Below are 23,811 nucleotides of genomic sequence, written 5' to 3' on the forward strand. Positions count from 1 at the left end.
ACAAGTTATTAATCAATTTTAGATATTGATCTAAATCAATCATTGGTACTAGGGTTATAATATACTGGCAAAGTAGTGTATAATCATAAAATTAAAAATGATGTTAAAAAAACTACTGCTCTTTGTTATTTCTGTGATATACTTGAATCCATTATTTGGACAAGTTGATTTTTATGTTCAGCTGGCAGATTCTGCAACTGTGTTGACTAAGCAGCGTGTACAATATGATCCTTCATATTTTAGAATAGACTATCCCAATGGAGACGTTCCTGCTGATAAAGGGGTTTGTACAGATGTGATTATTAGAGCCTATCGAAAGTTCAAAGTTGATCTGCAAAAGGAGGTTCACCTAGATATGAAAGCCAATTTCGAAAAATATCCAAAAAATTGGGGGTTAAATCATCCTGACAAAAATATTGATCATAGAAGAGTGCCAAATCTCATGAGATTTTTTGAAAGACACGGAGTGGTTAAACCTATTACTCAAGATGCGAATGATTACCATCCTGGAGATATAGTTTGTTGGAATTTAAGTGGAGGACTTGTGCACATAGGTATTGTTTCAAGGAGGAAGTCATCTGATGAGAAAAGGTATCTAATTGTTCATAATATAGGTTCAGGACAAGTTTTGGAAGATATCCTTTTCAAATACAAAATTATAGGGCATTACAGATATATGCAGTGATTCTTTTTTTGGCTTGGACTGATGAAAGAAATCAAAGTGAAACATACAGTCTAAATGATAGGAAACAAACAAAAGCATAAAATTTGAGAATTCTTGTAGCATTTCCCTAACAACTTACGTCTTGAAGGTAAAATCAGGAAATTAATTGTCTGACTCATTGGAGCAACACCATATTCAAAAAGCTAAGAATGGAGACCCTAAGGCCCTAGAATTGCTTTATAAGCATTTCTATGGCTATGCTATGAGTATAGCCTTGAGATATTCCAATTCTAGGGACGAGGCTTGCGAAATTGTCAATGATAGTTTTATGAAGATGTTTGACAAGCTTAGCCAATACAAAGAGGAAAACTCGTTTAAGGCTTGGTTTAGGAGGATTCTGGTAAATACTTCGATAGATTATTACAGAAAGAATGTAAAGCATTTGGCTGTGATGGATATAGAAACAGCAGAATTCGAAAGCCTCAATCCAGAAATTATAGACCAACTATCCAAAGAAGATATTCTTGGAGTACTAAGAGGGCTTCCTGAAATGCTTAGAATCGTATTCAACATGTACGAAATTGAAGGTTTTTCTCATAGCGAGGTTGCTGAGGAACTGGGAATCCCAGCAAGCACATCTAGAACTTATTTAGCTAGAGCAAAACATATATTAAGAGAAAAAATCACCGTACTTAATCAAATTAATAATGAAGGAGCAGTTCGATAAGAAACTTGCAGACAAGATAAAAGACTCCTTTGAAAATCATTCAGAGTCATATGATCCTGTCCAATGGAAAAAGCTTTCTGAAGCATATTTCCAACCAAAAGCCACATCAAAGCCAATTTGGGGTTGGTTGGTAACTGGTATAGCAGCAAGTTTGGTGATTGGTCTATTGGTGTTTTCTCAATTCAGCGGGTTAGAACTAGAACCAGAGTTTGAGGGTAATTTGTCATTGGTAGATAGCGTCAAGCAAAATGATCAAGATAGAGTTGTTTCTGGCAATTCACCTATAAAAGAAGATGTTCCAGTTATAGAAAATGACGAAATTGCAACATCAAAAGACGAAGACGTAAAAAAACAGTCGACAGGTTTGTCCTATAGAGATATTAAGCAACAAAATACTGAGACATTATCAGTGCAGGAAGTAGTAAAAGAAAATTCAATTATTCAAGAGTCAAAGCAACCAAAGGGTAATTCCGATAAGCCAAATATTACAATGAATCCATTGGTGGCTGAATTCAAACCAGAATTCACTTTAGAGTTGCCAAAACTTGCAGAAATTAATCTGGAAAACGAAACTGATAGAAAGGCAGCTTTAATTCCACAATTTGATCAAAAGAATTTAAATATTTCTCCCTTAGAACAAAAAAGCTCCTTGTTGGCAGAAGACACAGAAAAAGCACAACAAACTATCATGAATTGGCTTTACGAGGCGAATATTCAGGGAGAAGATAAGTTGGATACCAAGGGAGGCAATGAAAAATCAATGAGGTTGGGTGTAATTCTTGCTCCTCAAACAATTTCAAATAATACCCAGTCAATGAATCTTGGAGCTGGAGTACTATCTGAATTTTCTTTTACAAAAAGACTGAAATTGGATGTAGGAGTCGCTTATGCGAGACAATCAATCAACCCTTCAATCAATAATGAAGTGAGGTCAATGAGTAATGTTCAATATTCATCTGATGTATCAAGATCATCGGCTTTTGCCAGTAATTTTGTGAATGCTTCATACGAGTTGAGCTTTGGTCAGCTAGAAATCCCACTTAATTTGAAGTATAAATTATTAGAGAATAAAGGATCTGATTTTTATTTGATCACTGGAGTTTCAAGCATGGTCTATATGAATCAGAAAAATATTGGGACTTTCACTTCTGCCAATTTTAATACAGCTGGACTGATGCAGGTCAATCAGACTGTTCAGGTATTTACCGAAACAGCTACTCCGAGCAGTTCTGACTCAGGAAGCGAGATGAATGTAGGGCAAATGTTAAATTTCTCATTAGGATATGAATACAGTCTAAAAAATGGGACATTCATATCTTTAGAGCCTTTTTATAAAATGTCAATGGGTGGTCAGACATTCATTAACCAACAGTTTGGTATAGGAGGGTTAAATCTTCGAATGAATTTTCAATTAAAAAAGTAATAAGTAAATTATGAAAGCAATTAGAATACCCGTAATCCTTGTATTGATGACATTGATGGCAGGAAGTTGTATCCAAGATAAGGATTCGGATTATGAAAGAATAGTCGAACGGGATAATAGATTTTTGAAAGATTATCTTGAGAGAAACAATATTGCGGCTATTGAGAGTCAGCTTGGATATTTTTATGAAAAGATAGAATCTAACGATGTTGGTAATCAAATTGTCAATAATGATGTTCTCGGTATTTATTATGAAATAAAGACTATTGATGGGCAGTTGATTGAGAGCTATTTAGATGAAACAAAGAGTCCAAGAGTTTTTAAGCATAATGATGGAGGATTGATTCCTCGAGTGATTAATTTCAACTCAGGTTTAGCAAAAGAAGGTGAAACTTTTATGATTTATTCCCCTTCTTATTTGGCATATCAAGATTATAGCTTTCAGCAACTGATAATTCCAAATTCTAATTTGGTGGTTAAAGTAAAATATGCTTTCATCTTTGATGAAGAAGAACTGATCGCTTTAGAAGATGATTTGATACAAGATTATATGGAGGAAAAAGGACTTGAGGGCTTTGAGAAAACTGAGGAAGGTCTTTATCTAAAGATATTGAACACTGGAAAGGAAGACGCAAAAGTAGCTGCAAAAGACGATATAGTCCTTTTCGAGTTCGAGTTGAAGCAAATGCTGGGCGATAATGTGATTTCAAAATCAAATGCCAATTCATCAATCCAAGCAAAAGTAGGAGATCAAGGGAATTTGCGATTCTTGAATTTAGGTCTAAAAGATACCAAAGAAGATATGGAGTTCGAGATTTTTTCACCATCAAGACTTGCTTTTGGTGTCAGCTCCCAAGTGTTTCCTTTTCAAATTAGACAAGATCTATTCAATAGGGGGGCTTTGAACACCGCTGCCAGACCGTACGAACCAATATATTTCAAAGCAAAAATTAAAGAAGTGAAGTAGTTTTTTCAACAGTCAGCAGACATCTTGTTTCAGCAAAGAAAGTGTCTGTTGACTGTTTTATCCATTAATTGATCCATATCAATTGGCACTGTCGGTTAGTAGAAGTGTATATAATTGACTTTTATCCAAAACATGCTTGTTTTGACGCTTCCTAATAGGAAAAGAGACACACAATCATATTTATTTTTTCTTTCATACCTGATTTGTTTTGTGGTTTACTTTGTCCAACTTTGTTTTAGTATAAACCCAAACGATAGATATATGAGTTTTCTTTTTGATAGCTTCAAGGGCTGGAAACAATATTGTGAAGAATACAATTTAGAGCTTTTTGAGGCTGTAATTGAATATGAGATTACCCAAAAAAACAAATCTGAGCAAGCGATTTGGGATGGGTTACAGAATGCTTATGCTGTTATGAAGGATGCTGTAGAGACAGGACTTAAAGAGGAAATGACCTCTCGGTCTGGCATGATCAACAACGGAGCAAAAAAAGTATATAAGCATCCAGTTGCTGTGTTATCACCTGAATTTCAAAGATTAATTTCCAGAGCTTTGGCAGCAAAAGAAGTCAACTCTTGTATGGGAAGGGTAGTAGCAGCGCCGACAGCTGGTGCTTCGGGGATTCTTCCTGGCACACTTTACACTTTACAAGAAATACACGGGTTGGAAGATAAAGTCATCTTAGAAGGGCTATTAGTAGGCGCCGGGGTAGCGCTGATTATTGAGGAAAAAGCAAGTTTGGCAGGTGCTGTAGGTGGATGTCAGGCAGAGACAGGTTCAGCAGCAGCAATGGCAGCGGGAGCGATGGTTTATTGTTTAGGAGGATCTATTGATCAGATTTTTAATGCCGTCGCAATTACCATTCAATGTATGCTGGGGTTAGTCTGCGATCCTGTAGCTGGTCTAGTAGAGGTTCCTTGTGTGGTTAGAAATGCAAGTGCTGCAGCGATAGCTAATAGTTCTGCTCAAATAGCATTGGCAGATGTAAGTGCAGTAATCCCTGTTGATGAATGTGTAGAAGCAATGGGTGAGATTGGATCAAGTATGGAGAGCAAATACAAAGAGACGGCCATGGGTGGCTTGGCAGCAACTATCACTGGGCAAAACATTTCAAAAAGAGTGTTGATTCAAGATATTGAAATGCTTCCAGATGATGATTTAGCTGAGTAATTTATCTACTATCGGGATCGATAAGATCTGTTGAATAGAAGCTGCCAAAACCAGTGCCCAGCTCAGCGCACTGATAAACATATAAGTAAATACTTTCCTTTTTTCTACTCGAAAAGCAATCATGATAATTGTGCCCCCTATTGGGGTCAAAAGAATTGGTGTAATTGTGGCGATTCCTATGGGGCCAAATTTTTGCCAAATCTTTACAATTCTTCTATTCTTTTTTGAGAAAATGTTCTTTTTCTTTCTGGCCTTTATTTTCCAATTTGCCTTTACCCAGTCTCCAAGATAGGTTATGAAAAATACAGTAGTCATCATTCCGGAAACTGTCACCAAAGTGATCTCAAATATGGAGTATCCAGCAGCAGCTCCTAGTATTGGCCCAGCTACAAACTTGAATAAACAAGTGAAATAGATAGCTGAAAATTTCAATATGTAACTTATCATAAAATCACGAAAATATAAACAGCGTAAAACAACACTAAGAATCCACCTTCTAACCGTGAGATTTTCATCTTACTTTTTAAAATTGGGAAAAGAAGAGCTGTAGCTGCAAGCATCCAAATAAAGTCTTGATTTAGAAATTGCTCTGACACATTGATTGGTTGGACTAAAGCAGTTATTCCAATAATTCCTAGTACATTCATGATGTTGCTCCCTAGGATATTTCCTATCGCAATATCTGTTTTTTTATTGATTGCAGCGATGACTGATGTAGTCAACTCGGGAAGACTGGTTCCGACCGCAATTACAGTAATGCCGATAATTCTTTCACTTACGCCAAAGAGTCTGGAGATCTCTACAGCACTATCTACAAATAAATCAGAGCCAAAATACAATCCAGTTATCCCCAAAACGATTAAGCCAATAGCTTTTATAGAAGATTCTTTTTTCAGCAATAGAGCTTCCTCTTCACTTATTTCGGGTTCAGTACCTTTTAGTTTTTTGAAGATATATAAATTCACCAACACAAGAAGAATTACAAAAACTATCCCTTCAATTCTTGAAATGACTTGATTATATGCAAGAATAAAAAACAATAAGGAGGACGACAGTGTAAAAATGTAATCTAGCTTAAGCACTGATTTATTTAATGCAATGGGGAAAATCGCAGCACTAATTCCAAGTACAAGTGTTATGTTGGCTATGTTTGAGCCTATCACATTACCTACAGAGATATCACTAGTCCCTTTTAAGGCGGCATTGATACTTACTAATAATTCGGGGGCTGATGTCCCAAAAGCGACAACTGTCAATCCTATTAGTCCAGCACTAAGGCCGAGTTTAGCAGCAATAGCTGAAGCTCCATCTACTAGAAATTTCCCTCCTACCAAAAGAATGGCTAATCCTAAGATCAATATCAAATAGGCTGTCATAACTATAGTTTCGATCCGTAAGCTAAGTCACCGGCATCTCCAAGCCCCGGGACAATATATGATGCAGAATTCAATTTCTCATCTAGCGCACAGATCCAGATAGAAAAGGGTAGATCTAAGTTGTTTTTTATATAATTAATCCCTTCAGGAGCAGCAATAACGGCAGCGATATGGATTTTTTTTGGGCGTCCATTTTTCAGTAAATTCTCGACGCTTTTCACAAACGATTTGCCTGTAGCCAGCATCGGATCTATCAAAATCACCTCTTTGTCTGTCAAATCAGGAGTAGCTTGATATTGGAGCGATATGTTTATCTCTTCATTACCAGATTCTTCAACTCTATATGCGCCGATAAAACCAGAGTCAGAATGATCAAATATGTTAGAAAATCCTTGGTAGAATGGTACAGCAGCTCTCAAAACGCTGATTAAAATAGGTTGAGTTTTTAAAGTATTTACTTTAGTTTTCTGTAAGGGAGTCTCAATCTCAGACTCTTTATAATCTAGGGATTTTGAAACCTCATATGCTAAAATCTCACCCAACCGTTCTAGATTTTTCCGAAACCTCAAGCGATCTTTGTGCACTTTTATATCTCTGAGTTCTGATAAAAATTGGTTGGCAATACTATTGTTTTTATTTAAGATAAACATAACTGAATACATTTGGTACAAAAAAAACCCGATCTGCAAAGATCGGGTTTTCAATTGATATATTATATCTTATTTTACTTCGAAGCTAGTTCTTCTTGCAAGTTGACGAGCATCTGCAGATTTTTTATCTACACTTGTATCTTCGCCATATCCTTTGTAAGAGATTCTAGAAGCATCAATTCCAGAAGCGATCAATTGATCGTATACTGATTTAGCTCTTCTTTCAGACAACTTCATGTTGTAATCTTCAGGACCTAATTCGTCAGCATAACCTTTGATCTCAAGTTTAACACCTGGATTTCTCTTCAAGAAGTTAGAAACATATCCTACAGATGAAGAAGAGTAAGCCAAAGGCTTAGCACTGTCAAATGCAAAGTATACGTTAACATAACCTTCATTGATAGCTTTCTTGAAGTAATCTACTTCTTTAACTTCTTCTACTGGACATCCGTCATTAGATGCTGGGCCTGGAGCGAATGGACATTTATCCAAATGATCAGGGATACCATCACCGTCAGAATCCAAAGTTCTACCATGTGAATCAACTCTAGCGCCAGCTGGAGTGTTAGGCTCTTTGTCAAGGTAATCAGGTACACCGTCACCATCAGAGTCTTTCAACATGTCTTTGATCTCACCAATTTGGTTAGCAAGTTCTTCTTTAGTAGCATACTTGTCAGCTGCTATATACCAATCAGCGTGAGTAGATTGCTTACCTAAGTAGAAGCTCAATCCTAAAGTACCAGTCCACCAAGTACCGTTAGTCCCATAATATCCATTGTTGGTAGATGGGTTTGGCATTGTAGATGGGTTGATGTTAGAAGCGCCATCAAAAGAAGTAGTCTGTCTACCGTTAAGGATAGTACTGATGTCTGCATTCAAGGCAACTCTTTCAGAAAGCTTTACTTGACCAGTGAAACCCGCTATGAAATTATAGACGTTATCATTGAATCCAGCGTTTAAGTTTTCCTGTGGATTAACTTGGCCAATACCAGCGCCAAAATGACCCAAAAGGTTTACTCTTCTAGAAAAAGATTCAAAATTCATGATTCTTCCTAAGTTTGCAACACCTTGAAGGTTTAATCTCCAATAGTTAGTAGAGAAAGAAGGACTGTTTCCGTCTGACTCACTGAATGAACCGAAACCATAATCTAGTTTCGCACCAAATTTTTCATTGAACATATACCTAACCCCAAGGTCAGCATGTCCAATATTCAATGATGGAGACAAATAACCAGCAGTCAAAGGTGCCATTGGCTTATTGAATCCTCCATTTACTTCAAGAGACCACTTGTTGTAGTCATTCTGGGCGTTAGCTCCTAAAGCTAAGGCACCAGCCATTAATGTAGATAGTAGTAATTTTTTCATGATAAAAAATTTTTTTTCAAAATTTTGAGTGTTTAATTGATTTAATTGCAAATTTATAAACTTTTAACTTAACACAAATGTATATTTAATTTTTAAATCTTTAAACTTTATTCCAAATCTTTTATAAATTAGGCATACATTCGTCGGTTTCAAAACATAAATTGTGCCACATGCAGCTTTTAAATGATTTATTGAATATACAAAGTGTCTCTGGTGATGAGTCACCAATGAAGAAGTTTCTTATAAACCTTATCCTACAACGTATGCAGTCTTGGAAGGTTACACCTTTTATGTATACAGGTGAAGAATTTCATGATTGTATACTACTCAAGTTTGGTAATCCTCGTACTGCAGTATTTGCTCATATGGACACTATTGGTTTCATGACTAGATATCATGATCAATTGATCGCAATAGGAGGGCCTGAGTCTGAAGATGGAACAGAACTAGTAGGCGAAGATTCATTAGGCCCAATCTCTTGTAAGCTAAAAAATATTGATGGAAATTTATTCCATGATTTCCCAAGAGCTATTGAAAGGGGTACAAACTTGTCTTTTGCCCAAAACATAAGGATCCATGAGGGGTATATTCAGGCTGCTTATCTAGATAACAGACTAGGTGTATATAATGCATTGAAGGTCTGTGAGAGTTTAAAGGATGGTTGGGTGGTTTTTTCCACCTATGAAGAACATGGTGGGGGGAGTATGCCCTTTTTGTTGAAGTTTATTATGGAAAATGCACCGATCAAGCAGGCGTTGATTTCTGATATTACGTGGGTGACAGATGGGGTGACTCACGGAAATGGTGTTGCTATCTCAATCAGAGATAAATTTATTCCCCGAAGGAGTTTTATCAATAAAGTGATAGAACTGGCTAAAAACAGCAAAGTTGCTTTCCAATTAGAGGTGGAAGATGCAGGAGGAAGTGATGGTAGGGAAATTCAGTTTTCTCCATATGCAGTAGATTGGTGTTTTATTGGTGCTCCTGAAGACAATGTACATTCGCCAAATGAGAAGGTCGCATTGTATGATTTGGAATGTATGATCGATCTGTATAAATATTTAATGACTCATCTATAATGTATTAGCAATTTTATAGGTGGATGAGAATCATTTTTTTCTATATTTGTGATGCCCTTGTTTATTAAGGGCATTTTTATTTAGCTATGACTGTAAAATTAAAAGACAAAGAGTTTGTGCCTTTCATAAGTGCTGAGTCAATCGATCAGCGATTGAAAGTGCTTGGGACACAAATTTCAAAAGATTTTAAAAATGACAATCCAATCCTGCTAGGAGTATTGAATGGGTCGTTTATGTTTCTATCAGATCTTGCTAAATATATTGAGATACCTTCTGAATTCACTTTTGTGAAGCTTTCATCCTATTCAGGAGAGAATTCTACAGGTCAGGTTAAAAGCTTAATTGGTTTGGATACTGATTTGAAAGGTAGAAGGGTAATTATAGTAGAAGACATTGTAGATTCTGGTTTGAGCATGAATCACCTTCTGGAAAATCTACAAGTAAAAGATCCTCTTGATATTTCGATAGTATCATTATTATTTAAGCCAGAAGCCTTGAAGTTTCCGGTTAAAATAGATTACATTGGTTTTGAAATACCGAATAAGTTTGTAGTTGGGTATGGCTTGGATTATGATGGTTTGGGAAGAAATTTGCCATCTATTTATCAATTGAAATAACCGTCGAATGAGTGTCTGTTGCACTTATTGATATCTTATAATTAAAAATAATTCCAAAAGAATTTGTTATGCTTAATATAGTATTGTTTGGCCCTCCTGGAGCAGGTAAAGGAACTCAAAGCGAGAAGCTAATTGAGAAATATGATTTAATTCATCTGTCAACAGGCGATTTGTTTAGAAAACATCTTGGTGAAGGTACAGAGTTGGGTAAATTGGCTCGTAAGTATATGGACGAAGGCAGATTGGTGCCTGATGAAGTTGTGATTGGAATGGTCGAAGACAAAATCAAAGAAACTAAAGATGGAAATGGTTTTATTTTCGATGGTTTTCCAAGAACAGTAGCTCAAGCCAGTGCGCTTGATAAGGTATTGGAGGATTTAGGACTGAAGATTTCAGGGATGATTGCCTTAGATGTTCCAGAAGACATTTTAAAAGAGCGAATTCGTGAAAGAGGTAAAACATCCGGAAGGGTGGATGATCAGGATGATTCAAAAATCGAAACCCGTATAAAAGTTTATTTGGATGAAACCTTGCCTGTAGCTGGATTTTATGATAATCAAAGCAAGCTAACCAAAATTCACGGCGTTGGAACCATAGACGAAATATTCAACAACATCGCAAAAGTGATAGATCAGTATTAATAATCAAATATTTATTACCTTTGTGGCATCAAATATTTTGGCTAAGCATATTTGCTTAGCCTTTTTTATTCCAAAAATTATATATCGTGGCAGATTCCAATTTTATAGATTATGTGAAGTTTTGCTCTAGGTCTGGAGCCGGAGGAGCTGGCTCAGTTCATTTCCGAAGAGAAAAACATGTGCCAAAAGGAGGTCCTGATGGTGGCGATGGTGGTAGAGGAGGGCATATCATCCTCAGGGGAAGTTCACAATTATGGACTTTGCTACATTTGAAATATAAAAAACATGTTATTGCTGAAGCCGGAAAGAATGGTGAAGGAGGGAGGAGAACTGGCAGAGACGGTCAAGATATCATCTTGGAAGTTCCTTTGGGGACAGTAGCAAAAGATGCAGAAACATTTGAATTACGTCACGAAATTACAGAAGATGGTCAAGAAGTTATTTTGACTCGTGGTGGTAGAGGAGGTTTAGGCAATGATCATTTCAAAACAGCGACAAATCAAGCCCCCCACTATGCACAGCCTGGTGAAGAAGGAATAGAAGAGTGGATTGTTTTGGAATTGAAGTTACTGGCAGATGTAGGTTTGGTTGGTTTTCCAAATGCTGGAAAATCTACTTTACTCTCTAGTATATCAGCAGCTAGACCTGAGATAGGAGATTATCCCTTCACTACTTTGGTTCCAAATCTTGGGGTGATTCCTTACAGAGATGATAAATCCTTTGTAATGGCAGATATCCCTGGGATAATCGAAGGGGCAGCTGAGGGTAGAGGTCTTGGAATAAGGTTCTTAAGACATATTGAGAGGAATTCTATCTTGCTGTTTATGATCCCGACAGATGCCGAGAGTATAAGTGAGCAGTATAGGATACTTTTGGGTGAATTAGAAAAGTATAATCCAGAACTCCTAGATAAAAAGCGTCTTTTGGCAATAACCAAAGCAGATATGCTTGACGAGGGATTGATGAAAGAGATGGAAGCTGACGTGCCAAAAGAACTCCCTTATGTTTTTATTTCTTCAGTAAGTCAATTCAACTTAGACAAATTGAAAGACATGCTATGGCAGGCTATCAATGACTGACCTGTGTCAGATTGTCAGTTTTAGCCCTATGGCAAACAAATTGATAATCATACTAAGAAATCAAAACAGATTGTATACATACATTTCTCAAATTTGAATTTAGGTTAATTTCACTTTCTAAAAAGAGAAGGTTTAGTAGCGTAGTCTGTGAATGTAAAAGTGTCAAGTAATTTGAAACGTGACAATTAAAGATATGAATAAAGAAAATATGACTTCAGAAGCAGAAGAGATTCTAAAAAATGAAGTGCCTGCACAAGAGGAGAATGTTGAAAATAATGATGAGCAAGTTGCTGTAGACAGCAAAGGAGAGGAGAAGTTACTTGCGGAAATTCAGGAATTGAAGGACAAATACTTAAGATTGTATTCTGAATTTGAGAATTATAGAAGAAGAACTTCAAAAGAACGCCTTGATTTAATCAAGACCGCTTCGCAAGATTTAATGTCGGAAATAATCCCAGTTGTGGATGATTTCGAAAGAGCATTCAAAGCAAGTGAGAGTGAAGAAGATGCAAATAAAGTGAGAGAAGGGAACTTATTAGTGTTTCAAAAATTCCAAAAAATCCTTGAAAACAAAGGTTTGAAGCCTATGGAAGGTTTGGTAGGAGAACCTTTTGATGCAGATACACAAGAAGCGATCACCCAGATTCCTTCTCCTTCTGAAGACCTCAAGGGAAAAGTAATAGATGTTGTAGAAAAAGGATATACTTTAGGTGACAAAGTTGTCAGGTATGCTAAAGTTGTCATAGGAGCGTAATTGATATGGCAAAAAGAGACTATTACGAAGTGTTGGGAGTTGCTAAAAATGCAACACCAGATGAGATTAAGAAAGCCTACAGAAAGCTAGCGATACAGTTTCACCCGGATAAAAATCCAGATAATCCAGAAGCTGAGGACAAATTCAAAGAAGCAGCTGAAGCTTATGAGGTATTAAGTAACCAGGAGAAGCGTCAAAGGTACGATCAGTTTGGTCATCAGGGAGTTGGTGGGAATGGTGGATTTGGCGGTGGCGGAATGAATATGGATGACATATTCAGCCAATTTGGAGATATCTTCGGTGGTGGAGGTGGAGGCTTTGAGTCGTTTTTTGGTGGAGGAGGAAGAGGTAGAAGAACCAAAAAAGGAACTAATCTACGTGTGAAATTGAAGCTAACTCTCAAAGAGGTAGCAAATGGTGTAGAAAAGAAAATCAAAGTTAAGAGGCACGTTTTAGCTGATGGGGTTACATTTACCACTTGTAGAACTTGTCAGGGAACTGGTCAAGTGAAAAAGGTAGTAAATACGATGCTTGGGCAAATGGTGTCTGCCAGTACCTGTCCCGCCTGTGGTGGTAACGGGCAAATGATAGATAAAAAGCCAGCAGAAGCAGATGCGCGCGGCTTGATCTTGAAAGAAGAAGTCATTGCGATCAATATACCTGGAGGGGTTGCAGATGGTATGCAATTGAGCATGTCTGGAAAAGGTAACGAGACTGCTGGTGGTATTGCTGGAGATTTGTTGATCGTAATCGAAGAGATAGAAGACGAAATCCTTCAAAGAGATGGGAATAACGTTGTCTATGATCTTTATGTAAGTTTCATTGATGCAGCCTTGGGGGCGCAAGTAGAGGTGCCAACGATAGATGGAAAAGTCAAAATAAAGATCGATGCGGCTACACAAAGTGGGAAAATGCTTCGACTCAAAGGTAAAGGTATAAAAGACATCAATGGTTATGGAAAAGGTGACCAGCTGATTCATGTCAATGTATGGACTCCTAAACAATTAAGCAAAGAAGAGAAGCTAATTTTAGAAGGTCTGAAAGACTCAGAGAACTTCAAGCCAGATCCGGGAAACTCAGAGAAAAGTTTCTTTGATAAGATGAAAGAATTTTTTTAAAATTGAGGCTGGAAATTTTTCCAGCCTTTTTTTCTACTCAGAAAAAACCTTTTCTAATTATCACCGTAATTTATCCGTATGTTGAGAGGATTGTGTTTTATGATTTGTCTTGTTTTTGGAGTCGAAATACCTTCAAAAGCCCAGATAAACAAAATTTTTAAAATTGAAGAAAGAAAAGGTTATAATTTAGTTCACGTTGATTTCAACGTGTACAAGGGGATTACTGAGCTCAAAAGAAACCATGGTGATTTGCCTTTAATCATAAATTCATCCTTGTCAAAAGTCAATATTCTTCCAACATTTTCTCATGAAATAAAGGATGGGGTTTTGTCCACACACTTGGTTCATAGAAATGTGGAGTCTGAAACTTTGGGAAAAAGCCTTTCCTATAAGCTTTTTTCCAGTGATTCTGAGGACTTTGATCACAAATGGGACGTAGGATTAAGTTCCAATCATCTTTATGATCTTGATCTTTATTTTGGCGTAGGGAAAGCTGATCTTGACTTTTCATATATTCCTGTCTCAAATTGTAAAATCAAGTCCGCAAGTGCTGACATAAAATTGGATTTCAGCAAAAAAGTTGCTAACTCAGTTACGATGGATACAATGATGGTATCTATTAATATGGGCAGTTTGGATGCTACAAATATTAATTATGCAAATGCAGAAAATATGATATTTGAGATTAATTATGGTACGTTGAATCTGTCGTTTTCTGAAAATATTCTGCACGATTTAAAAGTATCTGCTGTAGTCGGGGCAGGTAAAGTTAACCTGACACTTCCAGATCAATCCCAACCCTATAGATTGAAAATAATCTCAACTGCAATGACAAGGACTCACCTTCCCAAATACTTAAAGGACATAGGAGATAAGACTTACGTAAGCAAGAGTTACAAGGCTGATGCGCCAGATCTTATGGAACTTACGATAGATGTTTCTGTAGGTTCCCTTACAGTTAAATAGATTTTTTATTTGCAAATCACTACATTTAAAAAAAAGATATTGCATTGAATATTTTAGAAATCAGTCACCTAAGTAAGGCTTTTGAAAATCATGTTGCTCTTAAAGATATAAATCTAAGCATTCCTAAGGGGTCAATCTTCGGTTTGCTAGGCCCAAACGGTGCTGGTAAAACCACTTTGATCAGGATAATCAATCAGATTATAGATGCAAATGAAGGAGAGATATTTTTCAGAAATGAGAAATTACATCCAAAACATATCCCATTCATAGGATATCTTCCCGAAGAAAGGGGCTTATATAAGAAAATGAAAGTTTGGGATCAGTTGATTTTTTTTGCAAGGCTGAAAGGAATGTCTCTTGATGAAGCTAAATCGAAAGTGAATTTTTGGCTAGACAAACTCGCTATACAGACATGGAAGGAGAAGAAAATTGAAGATCTTTCAAAAGGAATGGCTCAAAAAATCCAGTTTATAGCTACAGTCATTCATGAGCCTGAACTTTTGATTCTAGATGAGCCTTTCTCAGGTTTTGACCCAGTCAATGCGGAATTAATCAAGAATGAGATATTGGAACTCAGGGAAAAGGGAATCACCATAGTGCTTTCCACCCATAGGATGGAATCCATCGAGCTATTGTGTGATCAAATAGCAATGATTCATCGGTCCGAATTGATTCTCAGTGGTGGGCTTTTAGAAGTAAAGAGGAAGTTTAGAAACAAAATCTATAAAGTTATTTTAGAACCTCGAGGGGAGCTAGATGTACCAAAAGAATGGAAATCCATTACTATAGGAAACCAAATAATATTGGAAGTGCCACTTCAGCAAAAAAGCCCAAATATGTTATTGAATGAAATGATAGCATTGGGGGAGGTACAAGGTTTTTCAGAAATAATTCCGACAATGGAAGAGATCTTTATCCAACAAATCAAATCCCATTCTTATGAATAAGGTTTTTTTAGTGATTCAGAGAGAGTATTTGGCCAGGGTGAAGAAGAAGTCATTTTTGTTTGCGACTATTCTGACACCTTTGATTTTCCCTACTGTGATGGGAATATTTCTATGGATTGCTGTAGGGGAAGAAAAGGGAGCTTCTTTGAGAATCATTGAGGTTGTTGATGAAAACAATCTATTTTTCTTAGAAAGTAGAGATCAGTATGCCTTTTCTTTTTCCAAAGTAGATATTGAGGAAGGTAAGCGACAGGTTCAGTCGGGAGAAAGGTTTGGCTTTTTATATATTCCCAAAATTCAACTTGATAATCCTTCTGGGATAACCTATTTCGGAGAGACCAATCCAAGTATGACTTTCATCGCTGACATGGAATCCAGTCTGAAAAGGAGAATTGAAGAACAACGGATGATGGAATCAGGGATAGATCCAAAAGTACTGGATGCTTATAGGACGCGGGTGAGTATCCAATCGATTACCCTTGATAACTCAGGTAATGAAAAAATTACTGATGCTACTATCAACTATGGGATTGGTTTTTTTACAGGGATACTGATTTACATTTTCATTTTCGTCTATGGGAATCAGATTATGCAGGGTGTTATTGAGGAGAAATCTAGCCGAATCATTGAGATTTTGGTTTCTTCAATCAAACCATTTCAATTGATGTTGGGAAAAATAATTGGGATAGGTGCGGTTGGGCTTACTCAGTTTCTCATTTGGTTGATGCTCATAGCAGGAGTTTCTAGTATAGTGATAGGGTATTTTGGCATGCAAATGCCGCAACAAACAGCTATGGAACTAGCTAGTCCAGCCATGACAGAGATGTCAAATATGAACATCAGTAATGATTATTCTGAAATCCTTCAGGTTATTGGTGGGATTGATTTTGTCAAAATAGCATTGACCTTTATCTTTTACTTTATAGGAGGTTATTTGTTGTATGGGTCTTTCTTTGCGGCTATTGGGGCTGCTGTAGATACACCTTCTGATGCGCAACAGTTTATGTTACCCGTTACCATACCTTTATTGATAGCTTATCTCGGCTTGTTTGTTTTTGTACTTGATGATCCCAATAGCAATGTGTCCTTTTGGCTCTCAGTTGTCCCCTTTACATCTCCTATTGCAATGATGGGGAGAGCCAGTTACGGCGTTCCATTCTTCGATCTTGCTTTATCAATGTCCCTATTGATAGTTGGGTTTTTGTTCACAACTTGGATGGCAGGGAAAATCTATAAAATCGGGATACTCATGCATGGAAGTAAGGTGAATTATAAAACTCTATGGAAATGGATAAAAATGAACTAATCAAAAAGCCCGAAAAGTATCGGGCTTTTTGACTTTTACTTTGATGATTTTTTTAGTCAGTCACTTACTTTAAGTAAGCCGAAAGCATCCATACAATTTTTTCTTTTCCTGTAATGTATCCGCTCATTAGATCTACTGTACCCTCGTCATTCTGTTCTGAAGCCGCATCCAATGCCTCTCTTTCAAGTTTCAACAATACATTGAGGTTTTCTCTGACAGTTTCCACCATTTTTTTGGCATCATTGATTTCTTTTGCTTCTTTGATTTCAGAGTGGGCAATATACTCCTCAAAAGAAGACAAAGGTCTTTCTCCTAAAGTCAAAATTCTTTCCGCTGTCTCATCGATCCCTAAATTCGCCTCGTTGTATAGTTCTTCAAATTTGGCATGTAACTCGAAGAAATTAGGCCCTGATACGTTCCAATGGAAGTTTCTTAAGTTTTGATAATATATCTCGTAATTTGCCAGTAGGCTGTTTAGTTTTTTGACTAATTTTTTACTGTCTTTTATTTCTAATCCTATATCGTTTGTGCTCATTTTATTATATTTTTGGTTTCTTACTATACTTAATGGAACAAATATAAAGCCATACTCAATCAAAGTAAATTTTGTCCGATTGATAATAACTATCGGAATATTGAGTTCTCTATAATGTTACGCCCAAATTCAATTAGAGTTACAAAATGAAGAATACCCTTCAGGAATTTACCACTTTAGATTTTTATCAGAATAAAAGCAGGATCAAATGGTTGATCTTTATTTGTTCTGTTGTAATAAGTTTTGGATCAATCTATTATACGAACAATCTAGTTGAAGAACTAAAAGAGAGAGAAAAAAGGCAGATCGAACTTTTGGCAAGAGCGTTAGAGTATGCATCTATTTATACTGACAATTTGACGTTCATCAATCAGGAAATTATTCAACAAAACAATTCTATTCCATTGATTATCATGGATGAATATGGGAACCCTGGTGAATACAAGAATATTAAGTTTGGTAAGAGAGCATCAGAAGAAGAAAAATTGAAGGTGCTCAAGTCAGAGCTTCAAAAGATGAAAGAGTCTTACGAGCCCATTCAAATGGAAAATGGATCATTTATTTATTACAGAAATTCAGAATTGCTCACTTCTTTGAGGTTTTACCCATATGTACAGCTTGCAGTTATTATTGTTTTCGGTATTTTGGCTTATGCTGTATTCAACCAATCAAAAATTGCAGAACAAAATCAAGTATGGGCTGGCTTGACTAAGGAAACTGCCCATCAACTAGGTACCCCGATTGCATCTTTGATGGCATGGATTGACTATCTGAAAAATTCCCCAGTTTGGGAAGAAAATAAGGAAGTGATCCAAGAAATGGATAAAGATGTGGTCAAATTGCGGATGGTGACAGAAAGATTTAGCTCTATAGGAAGCAAGCCAGTAATCGAATCCGAAAATGTATTCAAGGTAGTAGATGATGCAATCACATATCTAAGGCCAAGAATATCGAGTAAGGTGGAGATGAATGTGAATGGCTATGCACGAGATATTGAAGCAATGATCAATAAGCCACTATTTGAATGGGTGATTGAGAATATTTGCAAAAATGCCGTAGACGCAATGAAAGGGCAAGGTAAAATTTCCATAGATATCATAAAGGAAAGTGAGCAGTTTGTGATTGTTGATATTACAGACAATGGAAAAGGAATGGAAAAAAATATGTATAAGAAGGTGTTTAATCCTGGTTTTTCAACTAGAAAAAGAGGTTGGGGATTAGGTTTGACTCTAGCAAAACGAATTATTGAAGGTTATCATCAAGGAAAAGTATTTGTTAAAAACTCAGAAGTTGGAAAAGGCACCACATTTAGAATTGTACTAAATGGAGTGAAAGAACAAATGGAAGAAAATACCAAAGAAGACTTTTTCAGCTTTTAAAAGAAATAAAAAAGGCTTCAAAGAAGCCCAGATAAAAGATAAAACAGCCAAAGACTGTCAAATCTTTCCATTTATTAAACCTTACAGCTTCGAATATAGTGCTATAGCTTTGGATTTCAAAATGTACCGAGAAAACCTTTATCGCATAAGAGGAAATATAAACTTCGGATTGATCTTTATATTCAGGTTGGTTACAATAGAGCTATAATTCGTCCAGCTTTTCATTTGCTATTAACTGCCTCATCAATTTAGTCTTCTCGACTTACTTTGACACCACTACCAACTATACTTCACCTCTATTTAGTCTATTTTTTTACTGCTTTTTCAACAGTCCTTGTTATTATATTCGAATTAATTACACACATTTTTATGCAGTTTTTCGACCATAACCGAAAATAAGCATGCAATTCTTAGGTTAGGAAATTACATGAATTAAAAACAGACGTCGAAGGGATCGTGAAACGTTTTGTGTTTACTCGCAAGATCAATCACAAAACGTCAGAAAGTAATTGGTTCAACTGCTCCAAACTGATCTGCCTGGCCACAATCCTCCCTTCACGGTCAATCAATATATTATCTGGAATAGCATATACACCAAACATCCTAGCGACTTCATTTTGGCTTCCCTGTAAATCTGAAACATTCAACCAAGTCAACCCATCAGCTTGAATTGCTTTTCCCCAACTCTCTCGATCAGCATCTAAAGACACTCCCAAAATCTCAAACCCAAGATCCTTATACAATTCATATATCTTTAACAGATTCGGGTTTTCTGCGCGACATGGACCACACCAAGATGCCCAAAAATCAACCAACACATACTTCCCACGCAAATCCCTTATAGATATAAGCTCACCACTCAGGCTCTCTTGGGAAAAGTCCATAATAGGCTGATGGATTTCAGCCTTGCTATTTTTATCTATAGACTTTTTTAGACTTATACCATAATAACTATCCTGAATACCCGCATCCAGGTTATTATAAAAAGAAACTAATTCTTGTTGTGAAAATGCAGGACTTGCTTGCTCTACCAAGATCAATGAAGCTATTTCCGTTGGATGCTGTGCATAAAATTGTCTAAGTTCGTCAACATAAAACTGTTTCCTTTCATCTACACTTTTTCCCTGCATTGCACTTGCATTTTGCATCAACCTAGTTTGAAATGAATCAAGCAGTGTGTTGGTGCTCCCGCCTTCAGTCACCTTTGTACTAAGACGACATACTGGCTCACCATCATACACCCTCGTAACCGTATCTACCTTGACAGCCAATTCTCCAGGCTCAAGAACAAATATATTGTAGTAAACCTGCTTTTCGTCTTTGATAAAAAAACTAGCTGGGGTAGTTTGATCAATATTCCCAGAATAGGTGAAATCACCATTAGTCACAGTACAACTATCAACTTTAGCATCGTATTTCAGATAGATGATGCCATTGAAATCTTGGAACGAACCATTTATAGAAAAGGAATTCTGGGCAGAAAGTTGACTTGAAAATAAAATCAATAAAAGGAAAACGTATCGTAGCATAGTGAGTATTTATGGATGTATTGTAGCTGCGGATTTATTTCGAACTAAATACCTTCTCAATTCCAGAAATAAAATTTAGAATTAGTATCTTTTTTCAAGGCAACCTCAGTAGTTTCTTTAGGTAGGCTCACTTGTGCACCTATCAATTCTCCAGACACCTTTCCTAAGAATTGAGTGATATCCGCTTTACTCTGATTCAAATGAATCTCTAAATTAGCAATACCATCTACTGACAAATGAGCACCAGCCTCTCCCTTGAAAGCTAGAAATGCCAAACCATGATCTCTTGGCAATCTAAAGGAAGAGTTTGAAGCCAATATTTTAAGGCTATCGTATTCAAAAGCATTTAGAGCGTTCACCTCTGTAACATTGTTTAATATCAGAGATTTTATCTGCCTATCAACATGAAGTGTCCATGTTTCATATTGCTTTATTTCAGCATTACTGATAAACAAAGTATCATCTCTAACCTCAACGAAATAAGGATCAACATCTTCTGAAACATGTTCATCATTTCCTTCAAAAGAGATTTTCCGGCGTTCTATTCGTGTATCTTTACTCATTACCAATGCCAACTTGCCAAAGTCTTGAATTGACACAACTGAATAATCATCATCAACAGGAGTCGAACTAACTACAGCATCTTTTACAAAAGGCTTACTTTCTAATAAGTGAACAGATGCCAGCATGCCCCCAACCATGGAAAGCCATGCAAATCCTAAAAAAGAGAATAATAACTTATTACTTGTTTTCATTTTGATTTTCATTAAGTTGATCAAATAGCTTTTTAAAATCAGCAGGAACCATTTTCAAGACTTTTACTTGATGCACCAGCTTGGGGAGTTCTTCTTGAAGAAAGAGTTTTTTTTCATCCTGAATCAATCGCTCTCTAGCATGATCGGAGACAAAAAAACCAATCCCCCGCTTGTTATCCAGTATACCTTCTTGCTCCATCAAGGCATAGCTTCGCATCACTGTATTTCTATTGACCTCCAAGTCTATGGCAAGCTCCCTGACAGAAGGCACCTTGTCACCTGGCGATAGACTTCCTGTAAGGATCTGATCGACTAGCCAATCCCTAATTTGAATAAATATGGTTTTACCATCGCTAAATTCCATATTAGACCTCCTTTTCTTTTAGCCTGAAATATGAAATGAAACAACTGAGTAAAAAACCCAGATAAAAAAGAACTAATAAAGCAAAAATATACAGCGGAGCTTCTTGACCTAATATGGTAACTTCCCTTTTGACACCTAAAAACTCCCCTACGCTCCAATGCTTACTACTAAACAAACTTGATAATAGGTATGGAGAAAAGGCCGTAAACAGACTGAACAACATGATAAATAAAGGAGATAATACAGAATTCCATCTCCCGTAAAACTGACTCCCTGTAAATAAGGCTGATGATGCAAAAAGAAAAAAACCTATAAAAAACACATATCCGATCAGAGGTAAATTATCCTTATCCAAAAACAGAACTTTTGAGCTGATCACTTCAATATTCTTAATACTTCCCGTCCAATGTGACAGATGCTCAACAGCTATCCAGCGAGCTAAGAGCGCACTCAACACAAAAATAACAGGCATAACCAGAAAGGTGACTCCAAATTTCACGAACCCTTGGGAAATCAATTTTTCGAAAACAGAAGCAGGAAGTAAGATATAGCGCTCTGCCCCAGCCTTCGATCTCAAATCCATAAAACTCTGACCTGCCACGAAAATTAAAACAGCCATCATATAGAAAAAATAAGGTCCCGTATAAAAATGATTTTTCATCCCATACTGGGTCATATCTATCTTATAATGGGATAAGCTATAAGTCAAATAGGAAGTAACTAATACAAAAGCTCCAATAAAAATCATCAGATAAAACCTCCTATGCATCAAAAACTCAAACTTAATCAGCTTCAAAATTCTGGATATAGATATGTTATTCATGATGTTGCTTGATTTTGAGTTGATAAAAATTCTCCGGCCAACTTGCCTGCGATCACTGCATTAAATAGTAATTCCAAGTCTGGACTACCACCAGAATTACGTTCTCCATAAGGCTGTTTTACTATATATTGAGCTCCAAGAAGATGTGACTCTACAAAAACAGCTTGATCAGGAGCTTGAGGTCCTTGGGAAAAGACAAATTGATTCTCTAGCTCCTCCAGATCTGCATGTAACTTCACTTTTCCCTCATCCAAGACAATGATCTGATCTACTAGATTTTCTATGTCCTTGACCTGATGTGTAGAAATAACCATCGTCTGATCTTCTTGCAAGCTTCCCGAAAGCACTCTTCTAAACGTGCTTTTTGAAGGGATGTCCAAGCCATTCGTTGGTTCATCAAAAAGCAACAACTTCGCCCCAGTACTCAATCCTATGGCTATTTGCAACTTTTTTTGCTGTCCATAAGACAGATTGGAAACCCGTTGATTCCCTATAATCTGAAACTCTGAAAGCAGCTTTTCAAATCGATCTAAATCAAATCCAGAATAAAAGTCTTGGTAAACACTCGAATATTCCTTCACTTTCAAAAACTCAGGCACAGAAACTTTTTCAGGCACAAAAATCATTTGGTTCAAAAAAGGAATCGATCGATCAAATGTAGCCCCACCCTCAAAACTCACTTCGCCTGAAACTGGCTTTAGCAATCCTGCCATTAGGCGCATCAATGTGGACTTGCCTGCTCCATTCAATCCCAAGAGCCCTATAATCTTGCCCTCACTCAATTCCAAATCCAATTCCTCGCAAAGCCACGGCTTTTTAGGATAGGAAAAACGTAACTTTTTGACTGAAATCATATCATATTGTTTTACTGTCATAGTATATTATGACACTAACATAATCGATTAAATTTATAAGTCAAAATTTTTTAAAAAAAATACTGAAAATTAATTTTCTACTCACATAAAATCCATTGGGTTTTTAATGTAGAAAACCCAATGGGTATAACAAAAAAAGGGCGACAGATCAACTGCCACCCTTTTTATTTTGTATTGAGTATCTCTTGTCAAAACACTATTCAACTACTCTTACTCGAACTCTTGTCGAGACTATCTGATCACCATTGTCTAGTGTAACAAGAAACAAAAAGGCAAGCTCTTCATCAATTTCAACAGGAGTAACTTCTCCTTCGCTATTTGTCCTTACCTTTTCTTCAAATTCGGAAATCGATGTCACGAATTCTGTGCTTGTACCAGCTACTTGGATCGGATCATCGATATAGCTTGTGCCAGAATTCAGCGTACCAACGTTGATATCTGAAGCACCACCCACCACTTTGGTGATTTCGCTGATAGTCCTACCGCTTGTTTCAGGAATTTCCATCTCGTATCGAATTTCGCCATCTCCACTTAAAGAGACTTCAATGTATGGATCAAATCCAAATGTCGTAGCATTGGGGAAAGTCAAGGGAACAGTAGCAACATTGTCTCTGTTCAGCTCTCCAAAGTCTTGCTCACACGAACTTGCGAACAAGGCTAAAACCAATAGAAATATATAATTTTTCATCTTTTTCATGTTCT

The 23,811-nt window shown here is 36.7% G+C and carries 26 protein-coding genes; 15 read left to right on the top strand and 11 right to left on the bottom strand.

The genetic code is table 11. The annotated features are described in order from the left end of the window. Window positions 1–97: 97 nt before the first annotated feature. The 5 genes from MM213_RS04725 (at window position 98) to sdaAA (ending at window position 4,951) form a co-directional block, all read left to right on the top strand. Window positions 98–685: a DUF1287 domain-containing protein gene (locus MM213_RS04725; protein WP_241410323.1), complete on the top strand. Its 588-nt coding sequence runs from the start codon at window positions 98–100 to the stop codon at window positions 683–685. Between the two features lie 157 nt (window positions 686–842). After that, window positions 843–1,391, top strand: coding sequence for an RNA polymerase sigma factor (locus tag MM213_RS04730; protein ID WP_241410502.1), 549 nt, complete (start codon window positions 843–845; stop codon window positions 1,389–1,391). Continuing rightward, a complete protein-coding gene (locus MM213_RS04735) occupies window positions 1,372–2,814 on the top strand; it encodes an outer membrane beta-barrel protein (RefSeq protein WP_241410324.1) in 1,443 nt (480 codons plus the stop codon). The genes MM213_RS04730 and MM213_RS04735 overlap by 20 nt, the downstream gene beginning before the upstream one ends. Window positions 2,815–2,824: 10 nt before the next feature. Then, entirely contained in the window at window positions 2,825–3,781 is a 957-nt protein-coding gene (locus tag MM213_RS04740) for an FKBP-type peptidyl-prolyl cis-trans isomerase (RefSeq protein WP_241410325.1), read from the top strand. A 261-nt stretch (window positions 3,782–4,042) separates the two neighbouring features. Beyond that, on the top strand, window positions 4,043–4,951 hold the full coding sequence (gene sdaAA / locus MM213_RS04745; protein ID WP_241410326.1) for an L-serine ammonia-lyase, iron-sulfur-dependent, subunit alpha: 909 nt from the start codon (window positions 4,043–4,045) through the stop codon (window positions 4,949–4,951). On the opposite strand, the gene MM213_RS04750 is transcribed toward sdaAA, so the two are convergent. The 4 genes from MM213_RS04750 to MM213_RS04765 all read right to left on the bottom strand — a co-directional run bounded on the left by MM213_RS04750 (window position 4,940) and on the right by MM213_RS04765 (window position 8,342). Beyond that, entirely contained in the window at window positions 4,940–5,398 is a 459-nt protein-coding gene (locus MM213_RS04750) for a hypothetical protein (RefSeq protein ID WP_241410327.1), read from the bottom strand. The genes sdaAA and MM213_RS04750 overlap by 12 nt on opposite strands. After that, entirely contained in the window at window positions 5,395–6,327 is a 933-nt protein-coding gene (locus tag MM213_RS04755) for a calcium/sodium antiporter (protein WP_241410328.1), read from the bottom strand. Before MM213_RS04755 ends, MM213_RS04750 begins: the two co-directional genes overlap by 4 nt. Window positions 6,328–6,329: 2 nt before the next feature. Then, window positions 6,330–6,977, bottom strand: a complete 648-nt coding sequence (gene upp / locus MM213_RS04760; RefSeq protein WP_241410329.1) for a uracil phosphoribosyltransferase — start codon at window positions 6,975–6,977, stop codon at window positions 6,330–6,332. A 69-nt stretch (window positions 6,978–7,046) separates the two neighbouring features. Further along, a complete protein-coding gene (locus MM213_RS04765; protein ID WP_241410330.1) occupies window positions 7,047–8,342 on the bottom strand; it encodes an OmpA family protein in 1,296 nt (431 codons plus the stop codon). Window positions 8,343–8,512: 170 nt separating this feature from the next. Between MM213_RS04765 and MM213_RS04770 the strand changes: the two genes are divergently transcribed. From MM213_RS04770 to MM213_RS04810, 9 genes are all read left to right on the top strand, one after another. Continuing rightward, window positions 8,513–9,421: a M20/M25/M40 family metallo-hydrolase gene (locus MM213_RS04770; protein ID WP_241410331.1), complete on the top strand. Its 909-nt coding sequence runs from the start codon at window positions 8,513–8,515 to the stop codon at window positions 9,419–9,421. A gap of 86 nt (window positions 9,422–9,507) precedes the next feature. Then, a complete protein-coding gene (gene hpt, locus MM213_RS04775) occupies window positions 9,508–10,038 on the top strand; it encodes a hypoxanthine phosphoribosyltransferase (RefSeq protein WP_241410332.1) in 531 nt (176 codons plus the stop codon). Window positions 10,039–10,106: 68 nt separating this feature from the next. After that, window positions 10,107–10,679 (top strand): adenylate kinase, encoded by a 573-nt coding sequence (locus tag MM213_RS04780; protein WP_241410333.1) that lies wholly within the window; start codon window positions 10,107–10,109, stop codon window positions 10,677–10,679. An 86-nt stretch (window positions 10,680–10,765) separates the two neighbouring features. Next, window positions 10,766–11,758: a GTPase ObgE gene (gene obgE, locus MM213_RS04785; protein ID WP_241410334.1), complete on the top strand. Its 993-nt coding sequence runs from the start codon at window positions 10,766–10,768 to the stop codon at window positions 11,756–11,758. 193 nt (window positions 11,759–11,951) lie between these two features. Beyond that, entirely contained in the window at window positions 11,952–12,512 is a 561-nt protein-coding gene (locus MM213_RS04790; protein WP_241410335.1) for a nucleotide exchange factor GrpE, read from the top strand. Window positions 12,513–12,517: 5 nt separating this feature from the next. Next, window positions 12,518–13,630, top strand: a complete 1,113-nt coding sequence (gene dnaJ / locus MM213_RS04795; protein ID WP_241410336.1) for a molecular chaperone DnaJ — start codon at window positions 12,518–12,520, stop codon at window positions 13,628–13,630. A gap of 78 nt (window positions 13,631–13,708) precedes the next feature. Beyond that, entirely contained in the window at window positions 13,709–14,596 is an 888-nt protein-coding gene (locus tag MM213_RS04800; protein ID WP_241410337.1) for a toast rack family protein, read from the top strand. Between the two features lie 44 nt (window positions 14,597–14,640). After that, window positions 14,641–15,543 (top strand): ABC transporter ATP-binding protein, encoded by a 903-nt coding sequence (locus MM213_RS04805; RefSeq protein ID WP_241410338.1) that lies wholly within the window; start codon window positions 14,641–14,643, stop codon window positions 15,541–15,543. Next, window positions 15,536–16,849 carry an ABC transporter permease gene (locus tag MM213_RS04810; RefSeq protein ID WP_241410339.1) on the top strand — a complete coding sequence of 438 codons (1,314 nt, stop codon included), beginning with the start codon at window positions 15,536–15,538 and terminating at the stop codon, window positions 16,847–16,849. The genes MM213_RS04805 and MM213_RS04810 overlap by 8 nt, the downstream gene beginning before the upstream one ends. A 64-nt stretch (window positions 16,850–16,913) precedes the next feature. Here MM213_RS04810 and MM213_RS04815 read toward each other — a convergent pair whose 3' ends face one another. Next, complete coding sequence (locus tag MM213_RS04815) at window positions 16,914–17,384, bottom strand: Dps family protein (protein ID WP_241410340.1); 471 nt, start codon at window positions 17,382–17,384, stop codon at window positions 16,914–16,916. Between the two features lie 146 nt (window positions 17,385–17,530). On the opposite strand from MM213_RS04815, the gene MM213_RS04820 reads away from it, so the two are divergent. After that, a complete protein-coding gene (locus MM213_RS04820; RefSeq protein ID WP_241410341.1) occupies window positions 17,531–18,763 on the top strand; it encodes a sensor histidine kinase in 1,233 nt (410 codons plus the stop codon). A gap of 488 nt (window positions 18,764–19,251) precedes the next feature. On the opposite strand, the gene MM213_RS04825 is transcribed toward MM213_RS04820, so the two are convergent. From MM213_RS04825 to MM213_RS04850, 6 genes are all read right to left on the bottom strand, one after another. Further along, a complete protein-coding gene (locus tag MM213_RS04825; protein ID WP_241410342.1) occupies window positions 19,252–20,292 on the bottom strand; it encodes a TlpA disulfide reductase family protein in 1,041 nt (346 codons plus the stop codon). A gap of 56 nt (window positions 20,293–20,348) precedes the next feature. Then, on the bottom strand, window positions 20,349–21,047 hold the full coding sequence (locus MM213_RS04830; RefSeq protein WP_241410343.1) for a hypothetical protein: 699 nt from the start codon (window positions 21,045–21,047) through the stop codon (window positions 20,349–20,351). Beyond that, complete coding sequence (locus tag MM213_RS04835) at window positions 21,034–21,411, bottom strand: GntR family transcriptional regulator (protein WP_241410344.1); 378 nt, start codon at window positions 21,409–21,411, stop codon at window positions 21,034–21,036. The genes MM213_RS04830 and MM213_RS04835 overlap by 14 nt, the downstream gene beginning before the upstream one ends. A gap of 1 nt (window position 21,412) precedes the next feature. Then, complete coding sequence (locus MM213_RS04840) at window positions 21,413–22,234, bottom strand: hypothetical protein (RefSeq protein ID WP_241410345.1); 822 nt, start codon at window positions 22,232–22,234, stop codon at window positions 21,413–21,415. Further along, a complete protein-coding gene (locus tag MM213_RS04845; RefSeq protein WP_241410346.1) occupies window positions 22,231–23,088 on the bottom strand; it encodes an ABC transporter ATP-binding protein in 858 nt (285 codons plus the stop codon). Before MM213_RS04845 ends, MM213_RS04840 begins: the two co-directional genes overlap by 4 nt. A 217-nt stretch (window positions 23,089–23,305) precedes the next feature. Next, window positions 23,306–23,797 carry a hypothetical protein gene (locus MM213_RS04850; protein WP_241410347.1) on the bottom strand — a complete coding sequence of 164 codons (492 nt, stop codon included), beginning with the start codon at window positions 23,795–23,797 and terminating at the stop codon, window positions 23,306–23,308. Window positions 23,798–23,811 lie beyond the last annotated feature (14 nt).

Origin of the sequence: Belliella alkalica (assembly GCF_022549785.1) — a bacterium.
In the GTDB taxonomy this organism is placed as follows: domain Bacteria; phylum Bacteroidota; class Bacteroidia; order Cytophagales; family Cyclobacteriaceae; genus Belliella; species Belliella alkalica.